We start from the raw sequence: 21,785 nt of genomic DNA, 5'->3' as shown, positions 1-21,785 counted from the left end.
GCATCTTAGTAGACCCCCTCCACGGCGCTGTCAGCGGCGTGTTCGCCGGTCGTCGGGGTTCGGACCCAGTCCCACCCGAAGTCGCCCTCACCGCGGATCCGTGCTGCCGTATCCCGCTCGGGTAACAGCGGGAGGAAACACTCCTCGGTGAGCACCGTCGGCCGGACCGTTCCACGCTCGCCGTAGGCGACGGGCTCGCCGTCCGAGTCGACGATCTCGGTGACGAAGTAGGGGTAACAGGGGACGTAATCGAGGTGATAGTCGCGATCGGTTGGCGATCCGAACGAGGGCGGCACCTCGGGGGCGACGCCCACGAGCGTATTCCCATACTCGCCGACGAGGGTGACGTCGCTGTACCACTCGTCCCGGAAGATGCGATGGGTGTCGCGGTCGAGTGCCGTGCCGCCGTGGACGATCCCCTCGATCGACGACTCGGCGACGAGGTCGCGCACGCGCGGTCGCTCGAGCAGCCGCGCGGTCGTAAATAGCACTCGAACGTCCTGACTGGTGAGGATCCGTTCGGCCTGGTCACAGAGGTGTTCGAGGTAGGCGTCGAACTCGCTCGCGTCGCGTCGTCTCGAGAGCCGTTTCACCCACCGGGGATCCATGGTCACGTGAAACGGGAGCCGACCCCACTCGTGAGCCAGGTGCTGGACGAACGTCCCCGCGTTGTTGGCACCGCCGGGCGGAGCTAGCCCGAGGACGTTGCCACGCGGAAACGTCCACTCCTCGAGTACGTTCGCCGTCCAGCGGGCCTGCTGTCGCCAGTACTCACACATGAGAATGCGCTTGGGCTCGCCGGTGGTACCGCCGGTCTCGTAGACTCGGCGGTCGCCCGAGAGGCCGTTCGGGGAAAACTCCTCGACCGGGAGCGTCCGCAGGACGTCCTCGTCGAACGGCTCGAAGACGGTCCGCAGATCGTCGAATCCGCCGACGGCGGAGCGGACGTCGATACCGGCGTCGGATTGCCACTCGAGCCAGTACGGCGTCCCCGTCTCGGGATCGAAGTGGGTGTCGATCACCGTGGTCGTCCATTCGTCGAGCGTTTCGTCCGTCGGTACGTACGGGTTCGTGAGTGTAGTGGGAATCGACATGGGTACGTTACGGGTCGAACGACAGCGTAGCGGTTTCGTTCGGTTCCGGTTCGGGAGAGAGAAGCGAGCCGAGTAGCAGTCCGGCACAGGCAAGCACCAGGGCGGGGACGAACGGCATAAACGGTCCCGCCGGGACCGGTCCGAACGTCGCGGCGACGAAAAAGCCCTGCCCGAGCGCGACCGAAGCGAGGGCACCAGTAGCTGTGACGCGCCTCCAGTAAAGCGGTGCGATCAACACCGGCAACAAGAGCGCGTTGCCCTGAATGAAATACACCGCGAGTTCGATGATCGTCTCCTGTCGAGCCAGTGCGAGGACGAGCCCGCCAGCAAGCAAGACGACGGCAGTGACGCGCCCGACCCACGTCTCGCGGCCCGGACTCGCGTCCGGGTTCACGTGGTCCCGGTACAGGTCGCGCGAGACCACCGACGAGAGCGTCAACACGAGACTGTCGGCGGTGCTCATCATCGCAGCTACCGCACCACCCATGACGATTCCAAACACGACCGGTGGAGCGTGTTCGGCGAGCAGCGCAGGGACGATCGTATCCGGATCCTCGAGACCGGGCATCGCCGCTGCCCCCCAGACGCCGAGCAACACGGGAACGAGCACGGCAACGACGACCATGATCGGCCACCAGACCAGCAGCGATCGAAACGCGCGCTCGTCTTCGGCCGCGAGAAACCGCTGGAACATCTGCGGATAGGCGATGATCGCCATCGTGTTCATCAGCAGGAACGACAGCCAGATCCCGGGTGTGAAGAACCCTCGATCGCCCGCGGGTTCGAGATGTCCCGTCTCCGTAGCGAGCGTCTGCGCTGCCGCCGTGGGCTCGAGCGATGGGTAGAGCCACACGAGCGCCGCGATCAGCAAGACGACCATCGACAGCCCCTGTAACACGTCCGACCACGCGACGCTTCGCAGGCCGCCCAGAGTGAGGTAGACGGCCGTGACGACGGAGATCAGTACTGCACCCTGTGTGAACGACATCGCACCGTCGGTAATCGTTTCGAACAGGATTCCGCCACCCATCGCCTGGATCGCCAGGTACGGAACGGCCCAGACGAACTGGACGACGAGTACGACCAGTTTGGTCGCGTCGCTGTCGTAGATCCGACCGACGAGTTCGGTCGGCGTGATGACGCCGTATCGCTTCCCGACGCGCCAGACCTTGAGACCGATAAGCGCCAGCGGAATGCCGGCGATCACTTCGACGCCGAGCAACGCGAACCAGCCCATCCCGTGTTCGTATCCCCAGCCAGCGCTGCCGAGAAAGATGAACGCGCTCATCAGCGTCGCGAACATCGTCAGCGGGAACACGACGACCCCGAGGGTGCCACCGGCCAAGAAGTACTCGGCGGGGGTGTGTCCCGTCCGAACGTAGCCGTACCAGCCGATTGCGATCGTAACGACGACGTACAGCGCGATGATCGTGAGTGCAACGGTCGTCATGATTTCAGTTCGGCCACCCGCAGTACCAGCCTGCAAAGCCGGCGGCGATCACGGAGACGATCATGAGCGCGAGTGCGCTCCCGGCCCAGAACGGTACGCCAAGAACGATCGGCTCGACGGGTACCCACACCGTCGCTACCATGCCCAGAAACAATGCGACGAACAGGACCGAGAGCATCCGATCGGGTTCGATCGAGCGTCGTTCACGTTCCATAATTACGTTATACAACTGCCTTTTACATCGTTATAAGAATGTCGAAATCAGCATTCGACGATCTCTCGGCCAGCGGATGACTACCGAGCTCGTTCCGACGACGTGTACGGTCGTGATCGGTCTCGGACGCGTCGCGTCAGAGCGTCTATAGTCCGGAGGCACGCGTTTACGTCGTATCGTTCTACCTGCAGCATCGTCTGGCACACCGATCGGACGGATCGGTACTTCGCCGAACGGTAGAGAAGCAGTCACTATTGACAACCGTTCCATTATATGATAATAGATCAATCCATACTATAGCCAGTATTTCAACTTCAGTGGAAAGTTTTATTATCTACCATCTTATTTTACATTGTATGGCATACACAACCATGGCAGTCATTGACACCATGACCGATCCGTTAATCGTCACAATGGCCCTGTATTTCATCGCGACGATCGCCGTTGCCCTGTGGTTCGGGCGCCACGCCGGCGAGGATTATATCTCGTTCACGCTTGCCGGACGGGATCTCGGACTGTTCGTTTACATGATGACCTACTTCGCGACGTTCGTCGGTGGCGGGTTGATCATGGGCGTCGCACAGGAGGCGTTCATCGACGGAATCAGCGCACAGTGGTACGCGATGACCCAGGGGCTCGCCTGGATAACGATAACGATCCTCATTGGCTTTCTTTACTCGTTCAAGGTCGTCAGCGTGCCGGAACTGCTCGGACGCGTCTTCGGTCGATACACGCAGTTTTTCGCGGCCATCTTCACCGTCATCGGCCAGGTTGCCCTGACCGCCGGCCAGACCATTGGTATGGCGTCTATCATCGCGGTCGCTACCGACATTCCGCTCGACGTTGCCTTCTGGGTCAGCGTCGCCGTCTTCATCGCCATCACCGCCTACGGCGGCATGGCGTCGGTCGCCTGGGCCGACGCCTTCCACGGCGTTCTCATCATCGTCGGGATGGTGATCGCGATCCCCATGGCGGTGAGTAACGCCGGCGGTCTGGGCACCATCTCGGGCGGCGTTCCGGACCCACATCTTAGCTGGTTCGGCGTCGGGTTGATCCAGATCGGCTCGTGGTATCTCATGTACATCACCGTCGCCGGGGCGAACCAGCAGATGCTCCAGCGGACCTGGTCGGCAAAGAGTCGCCGAGTCGCGATTCTTGGCACCTTCCTCGCCGGCTCGGTTATCGTCGGGTTCGGCATTCTCACCGCGACCGCGGGAATGATCGCCAACGCACACGGTGCAAACATCGACTCCTCGATGGCGTTCGCGTGGACGCTCACCGAAATGCTCCCGCCGGTGTTCGCCGGACTGTTGCTCGCAGCCTCCGTCGCCGCGGTGATGAGCGGCGCCGACTCGTTCCTCCTCGCCGGCGCGACGACGTTCGTCAACGACCTCTACATCCCACTCCGTGGCGGCCGCAAGCGGCTCTCGGACAAACACCTCGTCCTGATGACCCGGCTGACGATCATCGGCTTCGGCGTCTTCGCCGCGTTGATCGCCCAGACCGGAATCGAAATCGTCGCTATCAACACGCTCGGAATGGGGGTCATGTCCATCCTCTTTGCCGGCATCCTCGCGATGTTGTGGGAGAAAACCACCCGCCAGTCGGCGCTTCCGGCCTTCGTCGTCGGCGGAACCGTCGTGTTCATCTGGGGCGTCGTCCTCGGCGAACCGGAACTACTCGGACAGGGCTCGCTCGAGACCGCCGTTCCCGCGACCGCCGCAACCCTCATCGTGATCGCCGTGCTTAGCTACGCCGGATACGGTGAGCGCTTCGACGTCGACGAAGTCCGCGAGGCCGCGGCGGCCCAAATGCAGGAGATTCGCGACGAACGAACCGAACAGATAACTGCGACCGACGACGACGACTGAACCCACCGACACGAATTCATCCATGAAATCAGTATCCGAATCCGAACTCGTCGAACTCGGCGAGGCGTTCAACGTCACGCTCTACGAGTCCGAACTCGCCGACGTCTGCGAGTTCGTCAACGAAATGCTCGACGATATCGACGAGATAGACGACGTCCCGGTCGACAGGCCGGCCAACGGCGACACCCACGGGCGGACCTGGACCGACAGCCCCGACGCTGCCTGCAGCGTCACCTGCGACGTCCCTCCGCCTGCCGACCACTCCGGGGCACTCGAGGCGTTCACCGTCGGCGTCAAAGACAACATCGCCGTCGCAGGCATCCCACTCCAGTGTGGATCGGAAGTCCTGCGAGGGTTCTGTCCGCAGACGGACGCGACGGTCGTCCGCCGGCTTCGCGCCAGCGGAGCGACGATCACGATGAAAACGACCCTCGACGAGTTCGCGGGCGCACCCCACGGCGTGACCGGAACGGACGGTGCCGTTTGCAATCCCCACGACCGAGAGCGACTCGCCGGCGGCTCTTCCGCCGGAAGCGGCGTCGCGGTCGCGACCGACCAGGTACGGGCCGCACTGGGAACGGACACCGGTGGATCGATACGCATTCCGGCGGCGTGGTGTGGGATTACGGGGCTGAAACCCACGTACGGGCTCGTCCCGCTGACCGGCGTCGTCGAAAACACGTACACGCTCGATCACGTCGGGCCGCTAACGAAGACGGTCGCCGACGCCGGGCGCGTCCTCACAGCCATCGCCGGTACGGATCCCCGCGACCCCGCATCGTTGCAAGCCGCGGGAAGAGAGGCGTATACACTCCCGACGTGGGACCCCGACTCAAGGTCGACGCCGTCCGTCTCGTCGCTGACGATCGGCGTGTTAGCGGAGGGGATCGGCGACGGTGTCGAGTCGACAGTCGCCGACCGGTTTGCAGAGACTATTGACAACTTATCTAACATGGGCGCCAGCGTCCGGGACGTCTCTTCGGAGTATTTCCACTACGGCAAGGCCGTCAAAAACTGCATTAGCGCCGTCGAGATGGCGACGCACTGGCGGGCAGGCGGTGCACCGTACCGTCGCGGGGGAATCGTCGACGACGGGTACCAGGCGGGACTCGCCCGGCGAGGCGCGGCCACGAGCGCCGAATTGCACCCCTTCTACAAGAGCAAGCTACTCTCAGGTGCACACCTCGTTGATAGGTTGAACGGGCGACACTACACGCGCGCCCACGCCGCCCGGAAGACGATCCGCGAGGAGTTCGAGCAACTCCTCGATGACGTCGACTGTCTGTTGTTGCCGACGATGCCGGACGTCCCGCCGCGGGTCGAAAACGCATTCGAGACGACGATCGATTACGCACGAAACACTCGAATCGCGAACGTAACTGGCTTCCCGGCGATCACGATTCCGCACACGCTCGAGGACCCTGACCGTCTCCCCACGGGGCTGCAGCTCGTGGCCGGCCCCTACGACGATCAGCGCCTCCTCGAGGTCGCACATACGATCGAATCGGCGATCACGGATCGGAGTGACGAAAACAAAACGGCGTAGTCCGATACGGACGCGTCGTTTCGTACCAAAAGCGTAGACAGGCACACGATACGCTCACACTCTCGTTGGAACGCCACCGCGACAGTATACCGTCGGTCAGACAGACGTGAACGGAGTCGCCACCTCGGTGCGACAGTGACAGCCGCGGTCGTGGTCGAGCAGAGGGAAGCAGCGATAATATAAACTTGATATAGCTATATCGTTACACCCGTGAGAGGAGGCTTTTGAAGAACCGCGAGATGTGGTCCGAGAAGAACACGGCGACGATGAGTACCCAGAGGATGACGGTGATCGGACTGTTGATGAAGAAGAGGGTAACATCTCCGTTACCCAACTCCAGCGTTCGGCGGAACGCCCCCTCGGCTAGCGGGCCCAGGATGACGCCGAGTACCATCGGAATCAGCGAGTAGTCGTACTCCCGCATGATGAACCCGAGGATGCCGAACAGGATCATGAATCGCACCTCGAAGAGGGAGTTGTTCAGCGAGAATATCCCGATCGCGGTCAAGACGAGGATGACCGGCACCAGCCACTCCGTCGGCAAGAGCACTACTCGAACGATATACTTCGAAATGGCGAACGCGAACGCGATAAGGACGAGGTTGGCTATCAGCAGCGACAGCATGATCGCCGTTGCCTCGGCACCGAACTCGGCCATGAGGTTCGGTCCGGGCTGGATCCCGTGAAGCAACAGCGCGCCCAGCATAACTGCCGTCGTACCACTGCCTGGAATACCGAGCACGAGCGTTGGGAGCAACGAACTCGAGGTAACGGCGTTGTTCGACCCCTCGGAGGCGATCACGCCTTCGGGAGATCCATCGCCGAACTCCTCCGGCTTGTCCGACGCCCGTTTCGCCTCGCCCCAGCTGATGAAGTTCGCGACGGACGTCCCGGCACCGGGAATCGCGCCGATTAGTGTTCCGATAGAGATCGCTCGAAGGGTCTGGAACGGTCGGGCGAGGACCTGCTTTGCTCCTTTTTTGACTTCCGACATCGAGCTGATATCGAAGTCGGCGTCGCTAATTTGTCGCTTCTTGATTAGATACATCAACTCCGAGATGGCGAACAGGCCGACGATGATCGGAACGAACGGCACGTCAGAAACGAGTTCCGGGAAGCCGAAATCGAGTCGACTCTGTCCGGTGATCGGGTCGAGGGTCACGGCCGCGATCAACAGACCCAAAAGTCCCGAAATGAGGCCTTTCCTGACGTTTTCGCCGAGGACAGAAGCCAACGCGATGATGCCGAAAAGCGCCAGCGCGAAGTACTCGGGCTGACCGAACATAAGCGCGACAGAGCCGAGCGGGTTCAGTAAGGCCACGATGACGATCGCCGAGATGATTCCGCCGATTCCACTGGCCAGTATGGAGATCCCGATCGCCTGTCCAGCCTTGCCCTTTTTGCTCATCGGGTAGGCGTCCAGGACGGTAGCGGTTGCGCCAGCCGTACCCGGTGTGTTAATCAAGGCGGCGGGGATCGCGCCACCGTAGTTCGCACCGACGTATATCGCAGCCATAAAGACGATGGCGGTTTCCGGCGTCATCGCGAGGGTAAACGGGAGAACGATAGCGACCGTGTTCGTCCCTGTGAAACCGGGGATAGCCCCAGCTACGATCCCGACAATGACTGCAAACATGATCAGGAGGATGTTCGTTGGCGTTAACAGGATCTCGATTCCTGCAGCGAGGTTTCCGATCATGTGTCACCGAATGGGTTTTCGTACATGTCAGTTGTTACACCGGCGGTTCCTCGGGCGCTCATATGAGGAACCCCTCCGGTGGCCGGACGTCCAGGACGCCGATAAACAGGACGTAAATCATCCCGATCGTGAAGACGGTAACCGCGACCAGCACCTTGTAATCGACGTCACTGAGAGACATGAGAGCGATCATCGCCAGTGCCGAGCTCGTGAAGAAGCCGACGGTGTCGATGACACCGACATATACGACGGCGATGACACAGACGACGATCGACATCTTCCACTCGTCGATCAAATCCGACAACGCCTCTTTCGTGTCGAGTTCGTACCGGTCTTTCTTCTGAACGACTGATCGGATCTCACTCACGTACACCGAGGCGAGTAAAGCAAGCAGCGATCCGATGATAACGTATGGATACGTCAGGTTGGATAGGTCGATTCGTCCGTACGTCGAGTGAAGATAAAGAAGCGCAAACACGAGCCCGAGCGTCGGGAACACTAACGGCTTTACTAGCGCCAAAAAAAACGAATCGTCGATCGATTCGCACCGGTCCTCTGTCCGTTCGTCACCCCCGTTCAGTGGTTCTTCGTTCTCGAGACTGGACATGCTTACTCCGTCATCTCGCCCATCAGGTCAACGAACTGCTCCATCGTCTCGTGTTTCTCCCTGTTCGCCTCCTCCGTCTCCTCAGGCGACATGTAGTCCCGTTTCGTCTCCTGTGGTGGTGAGAGGTCTGCGAGCGTCTCTTCGTACGTCTCCGAGTTCACCGCCGTCTCGAACGCATCCTGGAGGAACTCCAGCCGGTCGGGGTGAGCGTCGGCTGCGTCCTGGGAGATGTACCACGAGTATCGCACTTCGGGCCAGTTCGGCCGCAGCTCCTCCTGATCGAACCCGAGGGCGTCGCTGAACGTCGGTGCGTCGTCCGTGATGTCCGCCCACTCGTTTTCCTCCGCGTGGACTGCCAGCACTCTCGTGTCCTCTGCGGTTCCGAGGCTGTTGAACACGTTGGCGTGGACGAAATCGACCTCCTGCGTAACGAGAGCGTTTCTCGCGTCGCCACCGCCGTCGTACGGGACGACGTTGAACTCGGCACCCGTGATCTCCTCGAGGTGAGCAAGCCCCAGCACGTTCTGGTTGTACGGGCCCGAGGTACTGACGGACAGCTCCCCGGGATTGTCGACCGCATAGTCGATGAGATCGTTTATGTCATCGAACCGGTCGTCGTCCTCGTGCACGCGGATCAGTCCAGGGTCCTGGAGCAAGTTGCCGACCCACGCGAAATCGTCGAGGTCGTAAGGCGCATCCCCGGTAATCATCGTGAAGTTGAACGCCGGTAACGACGCGACCCCGATCGTATACGCGTCGTCTTCCTCGAGGGCGGCTTGCTGTCCGATCTGCGTGCCAGCACCCGGATGATACTCGAACCGGAGGTTAACGCCGAGTTCGTCTTCGAGCGCTTCCTGCAGCTCGCGCGTGCTGCGGTCCACGCCACCCCCTTCCCCGAAGGGGACAACCATCGTAATCGGGTCGTTCGGGAACTCTCCCTCATCCCCGAGACAGCCTGCAACTGCAATGCCGGCCGCAGTACCAATACCAGATAACAGTTTTCGACGACTTGGTTTTCCGTTCATAGTATACTTGTTATGCTATGGCTGCACAGTCACGTTTAGAGGTTAACCATAAATATGTTTCTAATCTACTTCGGAATATAGGCTTTAAATTGAAGCGCTATACTTATCCCAACCCGAGATCAGTCGTGCGGACGAGAGTCACGGGCAGGATTAGGTACGTTTCGCAGTCAATAACATCACCCCGATGATAGCGTTCCCAACGAGTATAACGACGATAAGAAAGCTGAACGAAGTCGTATAGCCGAACAAGTCGATGAGAAATCCCACGGTAACCGGTGCGAGCCCACCGATGACGGTCATTACGGTCCGTACCGTACCGAGGACACCACCGCCAACATCCGTAGAAATCAGTTCCATGAGATATGCGTCCCGAATGGGACGGAACCCGTGAAATCCGATTCCGATTAACCCGACTGCAACGAAGATAGCCAGCCACGACTGCACCGTTACCAGCAGTATGATACTAATCGTGGCCAGTGTGAACAGCCCGAGGGATAATTTCAGCGATCCAAAGTTGTCACTAATAGTTCCGGTCACAGCCTGGACAAGACTAGCGATAAACAGTATCGAATAGGCTATCCCCGCAAGCTCGGTCGAAAACCCTTTCTGGGTCGTAAGAAAGAGTGGAAGAAACGAAACAATACCATTCCAGAGAAAAGTAAATATCGTTATCACTACTGTGAATGATAGCAACTGAGGATTGAGCAGGGAAGAGATATAATCGCTCAGTTGGGGGTTCGAAGACGTCGAGCTAGTGTCAGCAGATCGATGGACGTACTCGGTCTCTCCGTACGTGACGAACAGTGCCGCAAGCGCCGCCCCGACCGCGCCGCCGATGAGAAAAACCGACTGCCAGTAGCCGGTTACGTCGAGCAGCAAGACGACGAGGATCGGAGCGACGACACCGCCGAACTGACCGACGGTGTCCATTATTCCGAGTGCCGATCCCGTGTTCTTCGAGTGGACGATCGAGAGATACGCGACGGCGACCGTTTTGTGCACGCCGGTTCCGATACCGATCAGTGCCGTAGCGAGCAGTAAAAACCCGAACGTCGGGGCGAAAATAGCACTGAAAGATGCGGCGGTGAAAAGCGCCACGCCGATCACGATCACGTTCTTTTTGTCGTATCGATCGGCGATGACTCCGGAGGGGAGTTGCATCGAGGAGTAGCCGATCAGCAGCAGTGTAAACAGTAAGCCAGTCTGCGTGTTCGTAACGCCGTAGGTCGACTGAAAGGTCTCGAACAGTGGTGGAAAAACGTACCGCAGAAATTGTACCATGAACCATATCAGCGAAATTAATAAGACGGTGTGAGACCGAAGGATGTCCTTCTTCATTTGTGTCGATAGAAATAAACTACTCGGAACGAGAGGTGGTAATTACGGAGCAAGGCGAGTTCAAAATTATGCTCTGAGAGACACTACCGAACAAGGCCTTTCCTGTCGGTGACTGTTTCTTCGGTCCGACGACGATGTACTCGGTGTCGTGTTGCTTGGCGTAATCGACGACCTCGGTCGCCGCGTCGCCGACGAGTCCAACGGATACCGACGACCCGTCGATCACGTCGCTCGCTTCGGTAGCGACAGTCTCTGCTGTCTCCTTTACTCGTTCCATCTCCCTCGGACTTCCGGTCTCTTCGACGCTCGATTTCTGCAGGTCGTAAAAGTCCGCGTAGCTCATCACGTGAACGACGTGGAGCGGTTGGTCGAGCGCCGCCGATATTTTTTCACCCTCTTTTACAACGATATCTGACTGGTCAGATTGATCGACTGCTGCCACTACTACCATACCGAGGCGTTAACTGGGGAACCATATTACTTTTCCGTTAGGCACGTTCGTCACGACGACGTCGTTTTAGTTGCGAAATGCCGTCAGTACCGTGGTTACCCTCTGTCGTACTTCGGGATTTTCTCTCGAGAAGGGAAGCCAGCGTTCGCCGGGAGGGCTGGAAGACAACGTGCACTGGCCGGTGGGGACGACGGATGCGAGCGCCAAATTCGAACCGATCAACAGCCATTTACCAATATCAAACATTGGTTCTAGAGTCGAGACAGCAGTAATAGTGGACGTATATATCCCGTTACCCGGATGTAGAGGCGTTGTTTTTATCCTTTGGGGAAGACAGGGTCAGAAGCGAAAAATAAACTCCTGCTATACTATTTTGAAGTTTGGAGCGAGTAAACGCCGGTACCGTCATCGGCGGACTCGAACGCCGATTCGTCGGTCCATTTCGTCACCGGCTGCCGGGCGCTGGTTCCTGCTCGAGCGGCGGTTCCCGTACCAGCGCCGTGACGATACGATACAGACGCCGTACACGATCGGTCGACCGATACCATATATTACACCCGTATGTATGTAATACAGCGTGTCAAGTATCGGTTCCGGTGATCTACTTCCGGAGGTCCAACTCGGTTTCGTTGACGATGCCGAGGAGCTGGTCGATGAGTTCGGTACGGTTGTTCTCGTCACGAATTCTGTGCGCAGGCCCGGAGATACTTAGCCCACCGAGTACGGTCCCATCCTGGTTGGTCACCGGTGCCCCTATCGCCCACAGCCCTTCGATGTGCTCTTCGCGGTTGAGGGCGTATCCGTTCTCCCGAATCGAGGCGATCTCTTCCATGAGCTGTGATCGATCGACGACGGTGTGTGGCGTCTGGCTCGGCAGTCCCCATCGGTCGATGATTTCGTCGATTTCTTCGTCGGCAGTTTTCGAGAGAATCGCCTTCCCGGCTGCGCTCGTATGGAGGTACCGACAGTTCCCGATGTGGTTTGCCGTCTGTACCCCGTACTCTCCCCTGACCCGGTGGACATAGATACCGCGTCCGTGTTCCTCGACCATGAACTGTACCCGTTCACCGGTCTCTTTCGCCAGCCGCCTCATCTTCGGTTTGATCTTCGGGTAGATCGTCCGGTTCGCTCTGGCGCTCGCGCCGAAGCCCAGAAACCGGAGCCCGACGTTGTATTGATTGTCGTCCTTGACGACGAGCCGGTTGTGTGTGAGCGTATTGAGGTGGACGTACACCGTGCTCTTGTGTAAATCGAGTTCGTCGGAGATCTCAGAGAGCGTCGCCCCCTCCAGATCCTGGATCGTTTTGAGGATGGTAAACGATACCTCGACCGAATTTACTCGTTTATCCCCCGTTTTGTCGCTTCCCATGGTGTGTAGTTGCGATGTCTCCCACCCACATAAATTTACTCATGGTAAACACGGTGTGACACCATCGCGACGCGTTCGCTGCGCTACAGAAAACACCGACGGACGGGTCGTACGCTCGTCGACCAAACTGGTGTGGCACTCGAATGCGTATCAAATCACGTCGACCGTCCAGAAACAGAGGTGACGAACCCGTGATCGAAACAACGGTCAGCTGGCAGTTCCAAGCCGTGGGTGTGTTACTCGATCAGTTTCCCCCACGAATCGTTCGAGTGGACGACCGTTACGAGACGTGCTCCGAGTGAACGGCGAACGAATCGAGCGACGAATCGTTCAGGGTGATGCCGAGTCCGTCACCTTCCGGGATATGTGCTCGTCCGTCCTCGACGGTGATCGTCGGTTCGAACGGTTCGTCGGTCATTTTCAGTGGCCCCACACTCTCGATCGGTCTAACTATGTTGTCGTGAGAGGCGGTAAGCTGTAGCTCTGCACTGGTCGACGGCGACAGTCCGAACCCGTGTCCGATCACACACGGCACATTCGCACTCGATGCGACGTCGAGTGCCCGCTTCGTGGGAAGCACGCCACCGAGTCGAAGCGCTTTCAGCTTCAGCCGACCAGCGATGTCGTTCGAGAGCACGTGGAAGACGTCCTCGACGGTGAGTAGACACTCATCGGCCATCACGGTCGTCGACGAGGATGCCGTAACGTCTGCGAGCCCCTCGAGATCCTCGAGCGGAACCGGTTGTTCCAGGTGTGCAAGCGGATACTCTTCGACGGCCTGTGCCACTTCGATCGCTGTTTCCCGGTCGTAGGCACCGTTGACGTCGGCTCTGACCTCCATCTCGTCACCGACGGCATCACACACGTGTTTGATTCGCTCGATGTCATCGCTCCCGTCACCGCTAAGTTTTATCTTTATCGAGTCGAACCCGTCGTCTCTGTACCCCTTTGCATCGGAGACCATCTCGGCGGGTTCGTCTATTCCGACCCATCCGTTCAGCGGTTCGCAGTCTCGGCGCTTCCCCCCCAGCAACTCGCCTATCGAGAGTCCGTACTGTCGACCGTAAAGATCCAGATACGCCATCTCGATTCCGCATTTCACGTTTTCGTTCCCGGGAACCGTCTCGAAGAGGTCGACGAGTTCGTTCGGATGGTCCGGCGATTCGTCGATCACTCGAGGTACCAGCTCTTGGAGTCCGCTTAGAATCTCCTCGGGCGTTTGCCGCGAGTAGCCCGGAGACGGATCGACTGTTCCGATCCCACGCTCCCCGTCAGGGGTTGAGATGACGACGAGGAGTGCATCCATCGTCGAGAAATCGGGATGTACTGACGCTTCGTACGACGTTTTCATCGGCACCTCGAGCCGATGAATCGTGGCGGATGATATATGCATAACTGTAACACCTACCGAACGTTCCGTATCTGACGATAAAAATCTGCTGTCTCGGGCAGTACGACCCCAGGGTCCGGACGGTGGAGAGTCACTCCGGCTGTCCGCACCGCGGTACTACTCCTGCACAATACTAGGGTACTACTCCTGCACAATACTAGTTACGTCCGCGTGAGCGTGGGTGGGTAACATATCCGAGAACCCAAACATTTAATTGATTGGGGAGCACAACCGGTTAGTATGGCAGCACAGTCACAGACATCCAAAGGGATAGAAGAGACGACGATCGTCGACACTGACGTGCACCTTTCGGTGTCGCCCAAGGAGGTCGCCAAGTACATCGACGAACCGTACCGGAGCCACATGACCAATGACGGCTACGCACCGCTTCCCGGTAGCGGCTGGGACCGTAACCTCCGCGGGAAGATCGAACACTACACCGTCGAAAGTCCGGAGGACGTCGACGAGGTCCTCTGTCAGGAGTTTTCGATCGATCACCCGATCCTCAACCCGACGTCGAAACTGACCAGGCTCCCCCAGACGGACCTCGCCGTCGAACTCATGTCGGGATACAACGACCTGATGATCGATCAGTATCTCGACGAGTACGACAACTTCTACGGGCTCGCGGCGCTTGCGACGCAGGCACCGGACAAAGCCGCCGAAGAGCTCGACCGGCTGGGCGACGAAGACCAGATCGTTGGTGCGTACATCGCGAGTACCGGACCGAACCCGCCGCTGGGCGACCCCGAGTACGACATCATGTACAAGGCAGCGGAGGACAACGACCTCGACATCGCATACCACGGCAGCGGGGGCGCATTCATGTTCGAGTTCCCCCGCCAGAACCAGGGCTTCGAGAAGTTCATCGAGGTCCACACCATGGCTCACACCTGGAGCCAGATGATGACGCTGTCGAGTCTCATCATCAACGGCGCTCCCGAGAAGTTCCCGGACCTGAACTTCTCGTTCCTCGAGGCAGGCATCGGCTGGATCCCGATGATGATGTTCCGGCTCAACAAGGAGTACTCGATCCGCCGTAGCGAAGCGCCGCTACTCGAGAAAAGTCCCGAAGAGTACATTCGGGACTTCTACTTCGCCAGCCAGCCGATCGGCGAAGCGAACGATCCGAAACACATGCAACAGCTGATCGACATGGTGGGAGCGGATTCGCTCATGTTCGCGACCGACTACCCCCACTGGGACTTCGACCATCCCGAAGCCCTCGACAAGCACCTGGCTGCGAAATACGACGACGAAGATCGCGAGAACGTGCTGTCCGGAAACGCCGCCGACGCATTCGGGTTAGACCTATGAGCGAGTACGAAGTCGCATCGGTTGACGACGTCGACGACGGCGAACGCGTCACGATCCAGCTCGAGGGCAGGGAGATCTCCGTCTTCAACCTCGACGGCGAGTACAAAGCGTACAACAACTGGTGTGCCCACCAGGCTGGCCCGGCCTGTGAGGGCAACGTCACCGGAACCACCGAAGTCGAGTACGACCGCGAGACGACCGAACTCGAACTCAACTACTGTCGCGAAGGCGAGATCCTGAACTGCCCGTGGCACGGGTGGGAGTACGATCTCACCTCCGGCGAGTGCCTGTCGCGCCAGGGCGTCAAACTGCCGGAGTACCCCACGGAAGTCCGCGACGGCACGATCTACGTCACGCTGTAACGGGCGAGACTGGGTACACTCGTCGTACCCGGCAACGTCCTGTTCGGCGGCCGAAACGGCGTTGAACGGTTATTCGTCCCGAAGCGTCGAACGGACGAGCGTCCGAAACTCGCTCGCAGTCATCTCGTAGACCGTATTCGCGTTTTCGTTTCTGTGCCTGCCAATCTTTGCGACCCGGTCGCCGTCGATCCGGATGTCCCAGTCGTCACCGTACTCCGTGTTCTCACCCACGAACCGTATCGTACAGTCACACTCGGCCTTGAGGTCGTCGACGACCTCGTGGAGGTACACGCCGTCTATAAATCGGGGTGGATCGTACGGCGGGAGATCCATCTCCTCGCGGATTCGGTTGTTCTCTTTCCACCAGTCCGGTTTGTCTTGCTCACTGCCCATGGTTTCGCGTGACATTTTGCCGACCGACCTAGCAGTAGATATCGGACCATCGTTGTAAAAAGGTATCGTAGACGCGACCACTGCCGTATCGATCTCCGCCGTCGGCGAGGACGACTACCGGAATCGAACGGTATAAGTTTACACAGCGTGGCTAGTCGCCTGATGTCAGTAGCCAGAAAAATTATCAGCCGGCATACAGTTGATGACGAGGACGCTGCAGACCACGAGGTGGCACTCGAGGCCGACCAGGTCTACACGCACGACAACACCGGTACGATGGTGTATCTCCAGTACGAGGCGATCGGTGCCGGTGCGGTCAGTACGGACGAGATGGTCACCTATCACGACCACAACTCGCTCGAGTTTTACGACGAACAGAGCCAGGATCACGCGCTGTTGAAGAGTGCTGCAAAGAAGTACGGTTCGAACCTGTCCAAAACGGGGAACGGGATCTGCCACCAGGTACACCGGGAACGGTTCGCGAAACCGGGCGAGTTCATCCTGGCATCCGACTCACACACGCCGACGATGGGCGGACTCGGAACGCTCGGCATCGGCGCCGGCGGAATGGACGTCGCAGCGACGATGGCCGGTTCGCCGTTCTATCTGGACGACCCCGACGTCGTCAACGTTCGATTTACCGGCGAGCTGTCGGAGTGGGTCTCGGCCAAGGACGTCATCCTGTCGATTCTCGAGGAGCTGACGGTGAAAGGCGGGGCCGGCAAAATCTTCGAGTTCACCGGCCCAGGGATCTCGTCGCTTTCGGTTCCCGAACGCTGTACGATCTGTAATATGACGACGGAGCTGGGAGCTATCAGCGGCATCTTCCCCAGCGACGAGGTTACGCGGGAGTACCTCAGACGGCAAAACCGCGAAGAGGACTGGGTGCGCGTCGAGCCCTCCGAGGACTACGAGTACGACGATCAGCTCGAGGTCGACCTATCGGAGATTCAACCGCTCGTCGCAGAACCCAGTATGCCGGACAACCTGGTGCCGGTCGAGGGAGCTGCCGGGACGGCCGTCGATCAGGTCCTCATCGGGTCGTGTACGAACGGATCGTTCGCGGACATCGCGTCGGTAGCCAGCATACTCGAGGGTAACGAAGTCCATCCGGACGTGGACTTCGTCATCTACCCTGGTTCCAAACAGACGGTGGAGGCGCTGTCGGACGAAGGAATACTCTCCGATCTCGTCTCGGCGGGAGCAAGCATCAGCGAAGCGACGTGTGGAGCCTGTATCGGAAACGGACACGTTCCCGGCCCGGGTGAGGTGAGTCTGCGGGCGTTCAACCGCAACTATCCCGGACGGAGCGGGTACACGGACGACAGCGTCTATCTCTCCTCCCCGGAAGTCGCAGCAGCGTCGGCCGTCGCGGGCGAGATCGCGGATCCGAGAGACGTCGCGGCCGACCAGAGCCACGAACGCGCACCGGAGCCAGCCCAGTACCCCGATTCCGACTCGGGAATCGTCTACAACGAGCCGAATCTCGACCACTCGCTGGTCAAAGGGGAGAACATCGCATCGATCCCCATCAAAGAGCCGCTCGAGGACGACGTCTCCGTTCCGGTCGGGATAAAACTCGGAGACAATATCACGACGGATCACCTCTCGCCATCCGAGGCCGACCACTACCGATCGAACATTCCCAAGCTGTCCGAGTACGTACTGACCGGCATCGACGAGGAGTATCCCGAACGAGCGAAAGAGGCGGGCCAGAGCGCCATCGTTGCCGGTGAAAACTACGGACAGGGCAGTTCACGAGAACACGCTGCTCTCGCGCCGCTTCACCTGGGCGTCCAAGCCGTCATCGCGAAGGGATTCGCCCGGATCCACAAGGACAATCTGGTGAACTTCGGGATCCTGCCGCTGACGTTCGCGGACGACGAGGAGTACGACGCCATCGAGCAGGGTGACACGCTCTCGATCGAAAACGTCGCCGACGGCATCGAACGCGGGGAGCTCACGGTCGAAAATACGACGAGCGGACGTCGGTTCACGGCCGAGCTGGACGTAACCGACCGGCAGAAAAAGTTCCTCGAGCAGGGTGGGAAACTACCGTACGTTCGAAGCAAGGTCTGACGACCGTCGTCGCAGGAGCTTCCGGTCTCGATCCACTCGCCGTATCTGTTGAACGAATGGTGAGGAAGCTATTGGGAGTTGTTGGCTCGGCGAGTCTCTCGAAAGACAAGAACGTGATAGTATAGACGAGGATCGCCGAACGGAACGGTCGACGACCGAGACGCTGACAGCGTCAAGCGACCGGCGAAATGGCCTGGTGGGAGTACCCCAGGGGCGTTCGACATTTTCTTACCAAAACGAGCTTTTCTCGAGGAGAAATCGGGTTATACACTCCTTTCTTGCCCAATCACGATAAAACGTATCAGGGAGACGTCCGAACGCGGCCGGAGACGGAAGATCGCTGGATGTATCGGACGAACGCGTGGCCTCTCGAACACTGTAACCGGCCAAGAAGATCATCTCACGGCCAACTGGTTGCAGATGTTATCTCTGCATCTGCGCAGCCGAGGGGTGGTGATACTGTCGGACAGAAGTACGTAAACGAAAGAAGACGGCAATCGGGACAGCCGACGAAACAGCGGGCGCGAAGAACGGGACTGCTGTCCCGTGATGAGCCCCCGGACACTGAAACACCGTGTTCGATACTGGCGGGCGAAAATCCGCCAGGGTTTTCGTCCGACAGTATGAGGAACACGCGAGCACCGAACTGCCGCTCGAGCGATCGTACCCCGTCCGGGCGCTACTCGAGACTGTCGATCACGTCCGTGAACCGTTGTGACGGTTGTGCACCGGTGAGTCGTTGGTCCGCCCCGGACTCGGGGTTGAAGATGATGAACGACGGGACCTCCGTAATCTGAAGTGACTCCGCCCGTTCCGTGTCCGCGTCGATCTCGTCTTCGAACGACGAGCGGCGATCGTCGACACACGTCTCGAGGTCGTCCGCGTTGACACTGGGGACCGAGCGCGTGGTCTCGGTGAGGTTATCGATCGCAGCCCAGCCCGAGTTCCGGTCGCCCTGTTCGGCGAAGACGGCTTCGTGCCAGTCCCAGTACGCCGACGGCTCGGAATCGCGGACCTGATCCCAGACGCATCTGGCGGCGACCGACGAATTCACCGAGTCTTCACCGAAGTATCCAAGGATAATGAACACGATACGAACCCGGCCGGATTCGACGTGGTCGGAAACGAGATGCGGGAGCGCCTCGCGTTCGAACCACTCGCAGTACGGACACTGAAAGTCCGTCCAGTAGTAGATCTCGATCGGTGCCTCGGGCGAACCCACGATCGGCTTTCCGGCCAACTCGACGCCGAGTTCCGACGTCGCGTCGCTCGGGTGTAGGTCCGGCGATACGTCGGGAGCATCGTCTCCGCCCGACCGCGTGAGGTAGTAGGCACCGCCACCGAGGGCGAGAGCCGATCCGGCGAGGAATGCGCGACGAGATGGGCGACCGAGTGTCATCGACTGTAATTGTGGTTGGCTTCACACTGATCCCCCTTAACGAAACCGACGATTTGCTGACCTGGCAAATCGAGTGAAACGGGGGGCGGCTCGGTTTTCTCTCGTACCTGAACCCGTCACGTCGAACGGCGTCGAGATCGTGAAAACGGTTATACCGCGGGCCGTGGTCCGTCGTGTTGCAATGTCGAAGTCCGTCACCACCGTCTCCGAAGAAGGGTTCAGTGCCACGAACGAGATCCGCGAGTTCGAGACGACGATTGACGCGAACGGCGAGGACGCGCCGGACACGCTCGAGTCGCTGCTCGCGGCCTACGGCTCCTGTTACGTTCCCGCCCTGCGAGTCGGCGGCCAGCAGCGAGACGTCGAGGATCTCGGTCGAATCGAAATCGACGTCACCGGAGAGCTCACCGACGACGACAAACTCGAGTCGATCGAGTTCGACGTCCGGGTCGGCGCCGACGTCGACGACGAGAAAGGCGACGCGATCCTCGAGCGCGCGTTCGAGCTCTGTAAGGTCCACGACGCGTTAAAAGAGAGCCTTCACGCCGGGGCGTCGATCGACGGGGGCGCGTTCTAGGATTCCAGTACGGGTCCTACCCACGGCCGGAGCTGCCATTGTCGATCCGATCAGTGAAAAGCGAGGAGGTAACTCGAGACCGGGAGCGGTTAGAAGGTCTCTTCGATCCACCACCGGAACTGTCCTTCCTCGGTGCCGGTGAGGAACTCGAGGTAGCCGAGGATACCGAGAACGAGCGCGACGATCAGCGTGATGACGACGGGGATCCGGACGAGCCAGATCCAGGCGTCGCCGTACGACCCGAGGTCGCCGATTCCCTTCCGGAGTTCGTCGACGCCGAAGTCGACGGCGATCCAGCCGACGAAGATCGCGAGCAACAGCCCGCCGAGTACGAGTAGAATCTGGTCGGCGAAGCCATCGAAGAGATCGAGCAAGACGAGATCGATCGCCGAGGGAATACCGAGGACGAACAGGCTGAGACCGATGAGCACCGTCGCGCGCGTACGGTCGACGTCGTGTTCGTCGATCAGGTAGGAGACGACGACCTCCATGATGGAAATGGCACTCGAGAGCGCGGCGATCGCGACGGTCGCAAAGAAGATCGCCCCGAGCAGCCAGCCGAGCGTGATGTCGGCGAAGGCGGCGGCGAGGGTGACGAAGATCGCGCCAGCGCCCGGATCGCCGGGGGCGACGCCGGCGGTGAAGAGAATCGGGAAGACGATAAGTCCCGTGATAAAGGCGATCAGGGTGTCGAGGCCGATGATGATCGCCCCGTCCTCTGCGAGGTTGCGATCCTCGCCGAGGTAGGAGGCGTAGGTGATCATCACGCCCATTCCAAGCGAGAGGGTAAAGAACGCCTGTCCCGCCGCGGCGGGGAGGATGCTCTGCCACTCGGCGGCGATGACGCCGAGGTCGGGCGAGAGGTAATACGCGTAGGCGTCGCTCGCGCCCTCGAGCGTGAACGCGTACGCGGCCATCCCGACCGTGATGACGATGATCGTCGGCACCATTACCTTCACGGCGAGTTCGATCCCCTGTCTGATTCCGAACGCGACGATGATGACCACGGCGGCCATGAAGATGGCGTGGAAGACGATCGCATCCAGTCCGGTCGCGAGGTCGACGAACTGACCCTCGGCGCCCTCGACGTCGGCGACGTATCCGTCCTGCAATCCGACGATGAAGTACCGGAGCGTCCAGCCGGCGACGACGCTGTAGTAGGAAAGAATTACGAATCCGGTGACGATGAAGATCCCGCCGACGTACTTCCAGATGTCGCCGCCGAGTGCCCGCAACGCGCCGACCGGGTTACGCTCGGTTCGGCGACCGACGACGAACTCGACGAGCATCGCCGGAAAGCCGATCAGGACGATAAAAAGCAGATAGATCAACAGAAAGGCCCCGCCGCCTTCCTGTCCGACCTGGAACGGAAACCGCCAGATGTTCCCGAGGCCGACGGCACTCCCGACCGCTGCGAGGATGAACCCGAGACGGGTCGCCCACTGTTCGCGAGGTACGTCGATTGAAGATGCCATAGTTGAATGTCACCACGACTCATAAAAAAACCCACGGGTACCACAGTCCGGACAGAAACCGGCTAAGCCGGCTGCTAGAGGGTGGTTCGAACAGATCTTGGCTCTGACACGTGTACGACGGTGGCGTCG

At 59.7% G+C, this 21,785-nt stretch carries 19 protein-coding genes; 6 read left to right on the top strand and 13 right to left on the bottom strand.

Going from position 1 to position 21,785, the window contains the following annotated elements; all coding sequences use genetic code 11:
• Positions 1-5: 5 nt before the first annotated feature.
• Genes QQ977_RS09390 through QQ977_RS09380 form a run of 3 tightly spaced genes read right to left on the bottom strand, consistent with a single transcriptional unit; the run spans position 6 to position 2,758 of the window.
• Positions 6-1,094, bottom strand: a complete 1,089-nt coding sequence (locus tag QQ977_RS09390) for a hypothetical protein (RefSeq protein ID WP_285925453.1) — start codon at positions 1,092-1,094, stop codon at positions 6-8.
• 7 nt (positions 1,095-1,101) lie between these two features.
• Positions 1,102-2,544, bottom strand: coding sequence for a sodium:solute symporter family protein (locus QQ977_RS09385; protein ID WP_285925452.1), 1,443 nt, complete (start codon positions 2,542-2,544; stop codon positions 1,102-1,104).
• 4 nt (positions 2,545-2,548) lie between these two features.
• Complete coding sequence (locus QQ977_RS09380) at positions 2,549-2,758, bottom strand: hypothetical protein (RefSeq protein ID WP_285925451.1); 210 nt, start codon at positions 2,756-2,758, stop codon at positions 2,549-2,551.
• A gap of 356 nt (positions 2,759-3,114) precedes the next feature.
• Here QQ977_RS09380 and QQ977_RS09375 point away from each other — a divergent pair, with 356 nt between their 5' ends.
• Together QQ977_RS09375 and QQ977_RS09370 are read left to right on the top strand one after the other, a co-directional pair.
• On the top strand, positions 3,115-4,629 hold the full coding sequence (locus tag QQ977_RS09375; protein WP_285925450.1) for a sodium:solute symporter family protein: 1,515 nt from the start codon (positions 3,115-3,117) through the stop codon (positions 4,627-4,629).
• Positions 4,630-4,651: 22 nt separating this feature from the next.
• On the top strand, positions 4,652-6,175 hold the full coding sequence (locus QQ977_RS09370) for an amidase (protein WP_285925449.1): 1,524 nt from the start codon (positions 4,652-4,654) through the stop codon (positions 6,173-6,175).
• 202 nt (positions 6,176-6,377) lie between these two features.
• Here the strand turns inward: QQ977_RS09370 and QQ977_RS09365 are convergent, their stop codons facing one another.
• The 7 genes from QQ977_RS09365 to QQ977_RS09335 all read right to left on the bottom strand — a co-directional run bounded on the left by QQ977_RS09365 (position 6,378) and on the right by QQ977_RS09335 (position 14,015).
• Positions 6,378-7,874 (bottom strand): tripartite tricarboxylate transporter permease, encoded by a 1,497-nt coding sequence (locus QQ977_RS09365; RefSeq protein WP_285925448.1) that lies wholly within the window; start codon positions 7,872-7,874, stop codon positions 6,378-6,380.
• A gap of 58 nt (positions 7,875-7,932) precedes the next feature.
• Positions 7,933-8,481, bottom strand: a complete 549-nt coding sequence (locus QQ977_RS09360) for a tripartite tricarboxylate transporter TctB family protein (RefSeq protein ID WP_285925447.1) — start codon at positions 8,479-8,481, stop codon at positions 7,933-7,935.
• 2 nt (positions 8,482-8,483) lie between these two features.
• Entirely contained in the window at positions 8,484-9,362 is an 879-nt protein-coding gene (locus QQ977_RS09355) for a tripartite tricarboxylate transporter substrate-binding protein (protein WP_285925446.1), read from the bottom strand.
• Between the two features lie 294 nt (positions 9,363-9,656).
• Entirely contained in the window at positions 9,657-10,844 is a 1,188-nt protein-coding gene (locus QQ977_RS09350; RefSeq protein WP_345783329.1) for an MFS transporter, read from the bottom strand.
• 19 nt (positions 10,845-10,863) lie between these two features.
• Entirely contained in the window at positions 10,864-11,295 is a 432-nt protein-coding gene (locus tag QQ977_RS09345) for a universal stress protein (RefSeq protein WP_285925445.1), read from the bottom strand.
• A gap of 601 nt (positions 11,296-11,896) precedes the next feature.
• Positions 11,897-12,664, bottom strand: coding sequence for an IclR family transcriptional regulator (locus tag QQ977_RS09340; RefSeq protein WP_285925444.1), 768 nt, complete (start codon positions 12,662-12,664; stop codon positions 11,897-11,899).
• Positions 12,665-12,944: 280 nt separating this feature from the next.
• Positions 12,945-14,015, bottom strand: coding sequence for a mandelate racemase/muconate lactonizing enzyme family protein (locus tag QQ977_RS09335; protein ID WP_285925443.1), 1,071 nt, complete (start codon positions 14,013-14,015; stop codon positions 12,945-12,947).
• Positions 14,016-14,294: 279 nt separating this feature from the next.
• Between QQ977_RS09335 and QQ977_RS09330 the strand changes: the two genes are divergently transcribed.
• A complete protein-coding gene (locus QQ977_RS09330) occupies positions 14,295-15,371 on the top strand; it encodes an amidohydrolase family protein (protein WP_285925442.1) in 1,077 nt (358 codons plus the stop codon).
• Entirely contained in the window at positions 15,368-15,733 is a 366-nt protein-coding gene (locus QQ977_RS09325) for a Rieske (2Fe-2S) protein (RefSeq protein ID WP_285925441.1), read from the top strand. The genes QQ977_RS09330 and QQ977_RS09325 overlap by 4 nt, the downstream gene beginning before the upstream one ends.
• Positions 15,734-15,802: 69 nt before the next feature.
• Here QQ977_RS09325 and QQ977_RS09320 read toward each other — a convergent pair whose 3' ends face one another.
• On the bottom strand, positions 15,803-16,141 hold the full coding sequence (locus tag QQ977_RS09320) for a hypothetical protein (RefSeq protein ID WP_285925440.1): 339 nt from the start codon (positions 16,139-16,141) through the stop codon (positions 15,803-15,805).
• A 147-nt stretch (positions 16,142-16,288) separates the two neighbouring features.
• Here QQ977_RS09320 and QQ977_RS09315 point away from each other — a divergent pair, with 147 nt between their 5' ends.
• Positions 16,289-18,205 (top strand): aconitate hydratase, encoded by a 1,917-nt coding sequence (locus QQ977_RS09315; RefSeq protein ID WP_285925439.1) that lies wholly within the window; start codon positions 16,289-16,291, stop codon positions 18,203-18,205.
• 679 nt (positions 18,206-18,884) lie between these two features.
• Here the strand turns inward: QQ977_RS09315 and QQ977_RS09310 are convergent.
• Entirely contained in the window at positions 18,885-19,604 is a 720-nt protein-coding gene (locus QQ977_RS09310) for a DsbA family protein (RefSeq protein ID WP_285925438.1), read from the bottom strand.
• Positions 19,605-19,785: 181 nt separating this feature from the next.
• On the opposite strand from QQ977_RS09310, the gene QQ977_RS09305 reads away from it, so the two are divergent.
• Positions 19,786-20,181 (top strand): OsmC family protein, encoded by a 396-nt coding sequence (locus tag QQ977_RS09305; protein WP_285925437.1) that lies wholly within the window; start codon positions 19,786-19,788, stop codon positions 20,179-20,181.
• A gap of 89 nt (positions 20,182-20,270) precedes the next feature.
• Here QQ977_RS09305 and QQ977_RS09300 read toward each other — a convergent pair whose 3' ends face one another.
• Entirely contained in the window at positions 20,271-21,656 is a 1,386-nt protein-coding gene (locus QQ977_RS09300; RefSeq protein ID WP_285925436.1) for a sodium-dependent transporter, read from the bottom strand.
• Positions 21,657-21,785: the final 129 nt, after the last annotated feature.

The organism is Natrialbaceae archaeon AArc-T1-2, from assembly GCF_030273315.1.
Lineage (GTDB): Archaea > Halobacteriota > Halobacteria > Halobacteriales > Natrialbaceae > Tc-Br11-E2g1.
This window is presented reverse-complemented; position numbering and strand designations above follow the sequence as displayed.

Bases quoted from the DNA above. Each gene is read 5' to 3' on its own strand.
- QQ977_RS09310 (WP_285925438.1), bottom strand. From the start codon at position 19,604: ATGACACTCGGTCGCCCATCTCGTCGCGCATTCCTCGCCGGATCGGCT.
- QQ977_RS09340 (WP_285925444.1), bottom strand. From the start codon at position 12,664: ATGGGAAGCGACAAAACGGGGGATAAACGAGTAAATTCGGTCGAGGTA.
- QQ977_RS09380 (WP_285925451.1), bottom strand. From the start codon at position 2,758: ATGGAACGTGAACGACGCTCGATCGAACCCGATCGGATGCTCTCGGTC.
- QQ977_RS09335 (WP_285925443.1), bottom strand. From the start codon at position 14,015: ATGAAAACGTCGTACGAAGCGTCAGTACATCCCGATTTCTCGACGATG.
- QQ977_RS09390 (WP_285925453.1), bottom strand. From the start codon at position 1,094: ATGTCGATTCCCACTACACTCACGAACCCGTACGTACCGACGGACGAA.
- QQ977_RS09305 (WP_285925437.1), top strand. From the start codon at position 19,786: ATGTCGAAGTCCGTCACCACCGTCTCCGAAGAAGGGTTCAGTGCCACG.
- QQ977_RS09385 (WP_285925452.1), bottom strand. From the start codon at position 2,544: ATGACGACCGTTGCACTCACGATCATCGCGCTGTACGTCGTCGTTACG.
- QQ977_RS09315 (WP_285925439.1), top strand. From the start codon at position 16,289: ATGTCAGTAGCCAGAAAAATTATCAGCCGGCATACAGTTGATGACGAG.
- QQ977_RS09345 (WP_285925445.1), bottom strand. From the start codon at position 11,295: ATGGTAGTAGTGGCAGCAGTCGATCAATCTGACCAGTCAGATATCGTT.
- QQ977_RS09365 (WP_285925448.1), bottom strand. From the start codon at position 7,874: ATGATCGGAAACCTCGCTGCAGGAATCGAGATCCTGTTAACGCCAACG.
- QQ977_RS09370 (WP_285925449.1), top strand. From the start codon at position 4,652: ATGAAATCAGTATCCGAATCCGAACTCGTCGAACTCGGCGAGGCGTTC.
- QQ977_RS09325 (WP_285925441.1), top strand. From the start codon at position 15,368: ATGAGCGAGTACGAAGTCGCATCGGTTGACGACGTCGACGACGGCGAA.
- QQ977_RS09330 (WP_285925442.1), top strand. From the start codon at position 14,295: ATGGCAGCACAGTCACAGACATCCAAAGGGATAGAAGAGACGACGATC.
- QQ977_RS09350 (WP_345783329.1), bottom strand. From the start codon at position 10,844: ATGAAGAAGGACATCCTTCGGTCTCACACCGTCTTATTAATTTCGCTG.
- QQ977_RS09320 (WP_285925440.1), bottom strand. From the start codon at position 16,141: ATGTCACGCGAAACCATGGGCAGTGAGCAAGACAAACCGGACTGGTGG.
- QQ977_RS09375 (WP_285925450.1), top strand. From the start codon at position 3,115: ATGGCATACACAACCATGGCAGTCATTGACACCATGACCGATCCGTTA.
- QQ977_RS09300 (WP_285925436.1), bottom strand. From the start codon at position 21,656: ATGGCATCTTCAATCGACGTACCTCGCGAACAGTGGGCGACCCGTCTC.
- QQ977_RS09360 (WP_285925447.1), bottom strand. From the start codon at position 8,481: ATGTCCAGTCTCGAGAACGAAGAACCACTGAACGGGGGTGACGAACGG.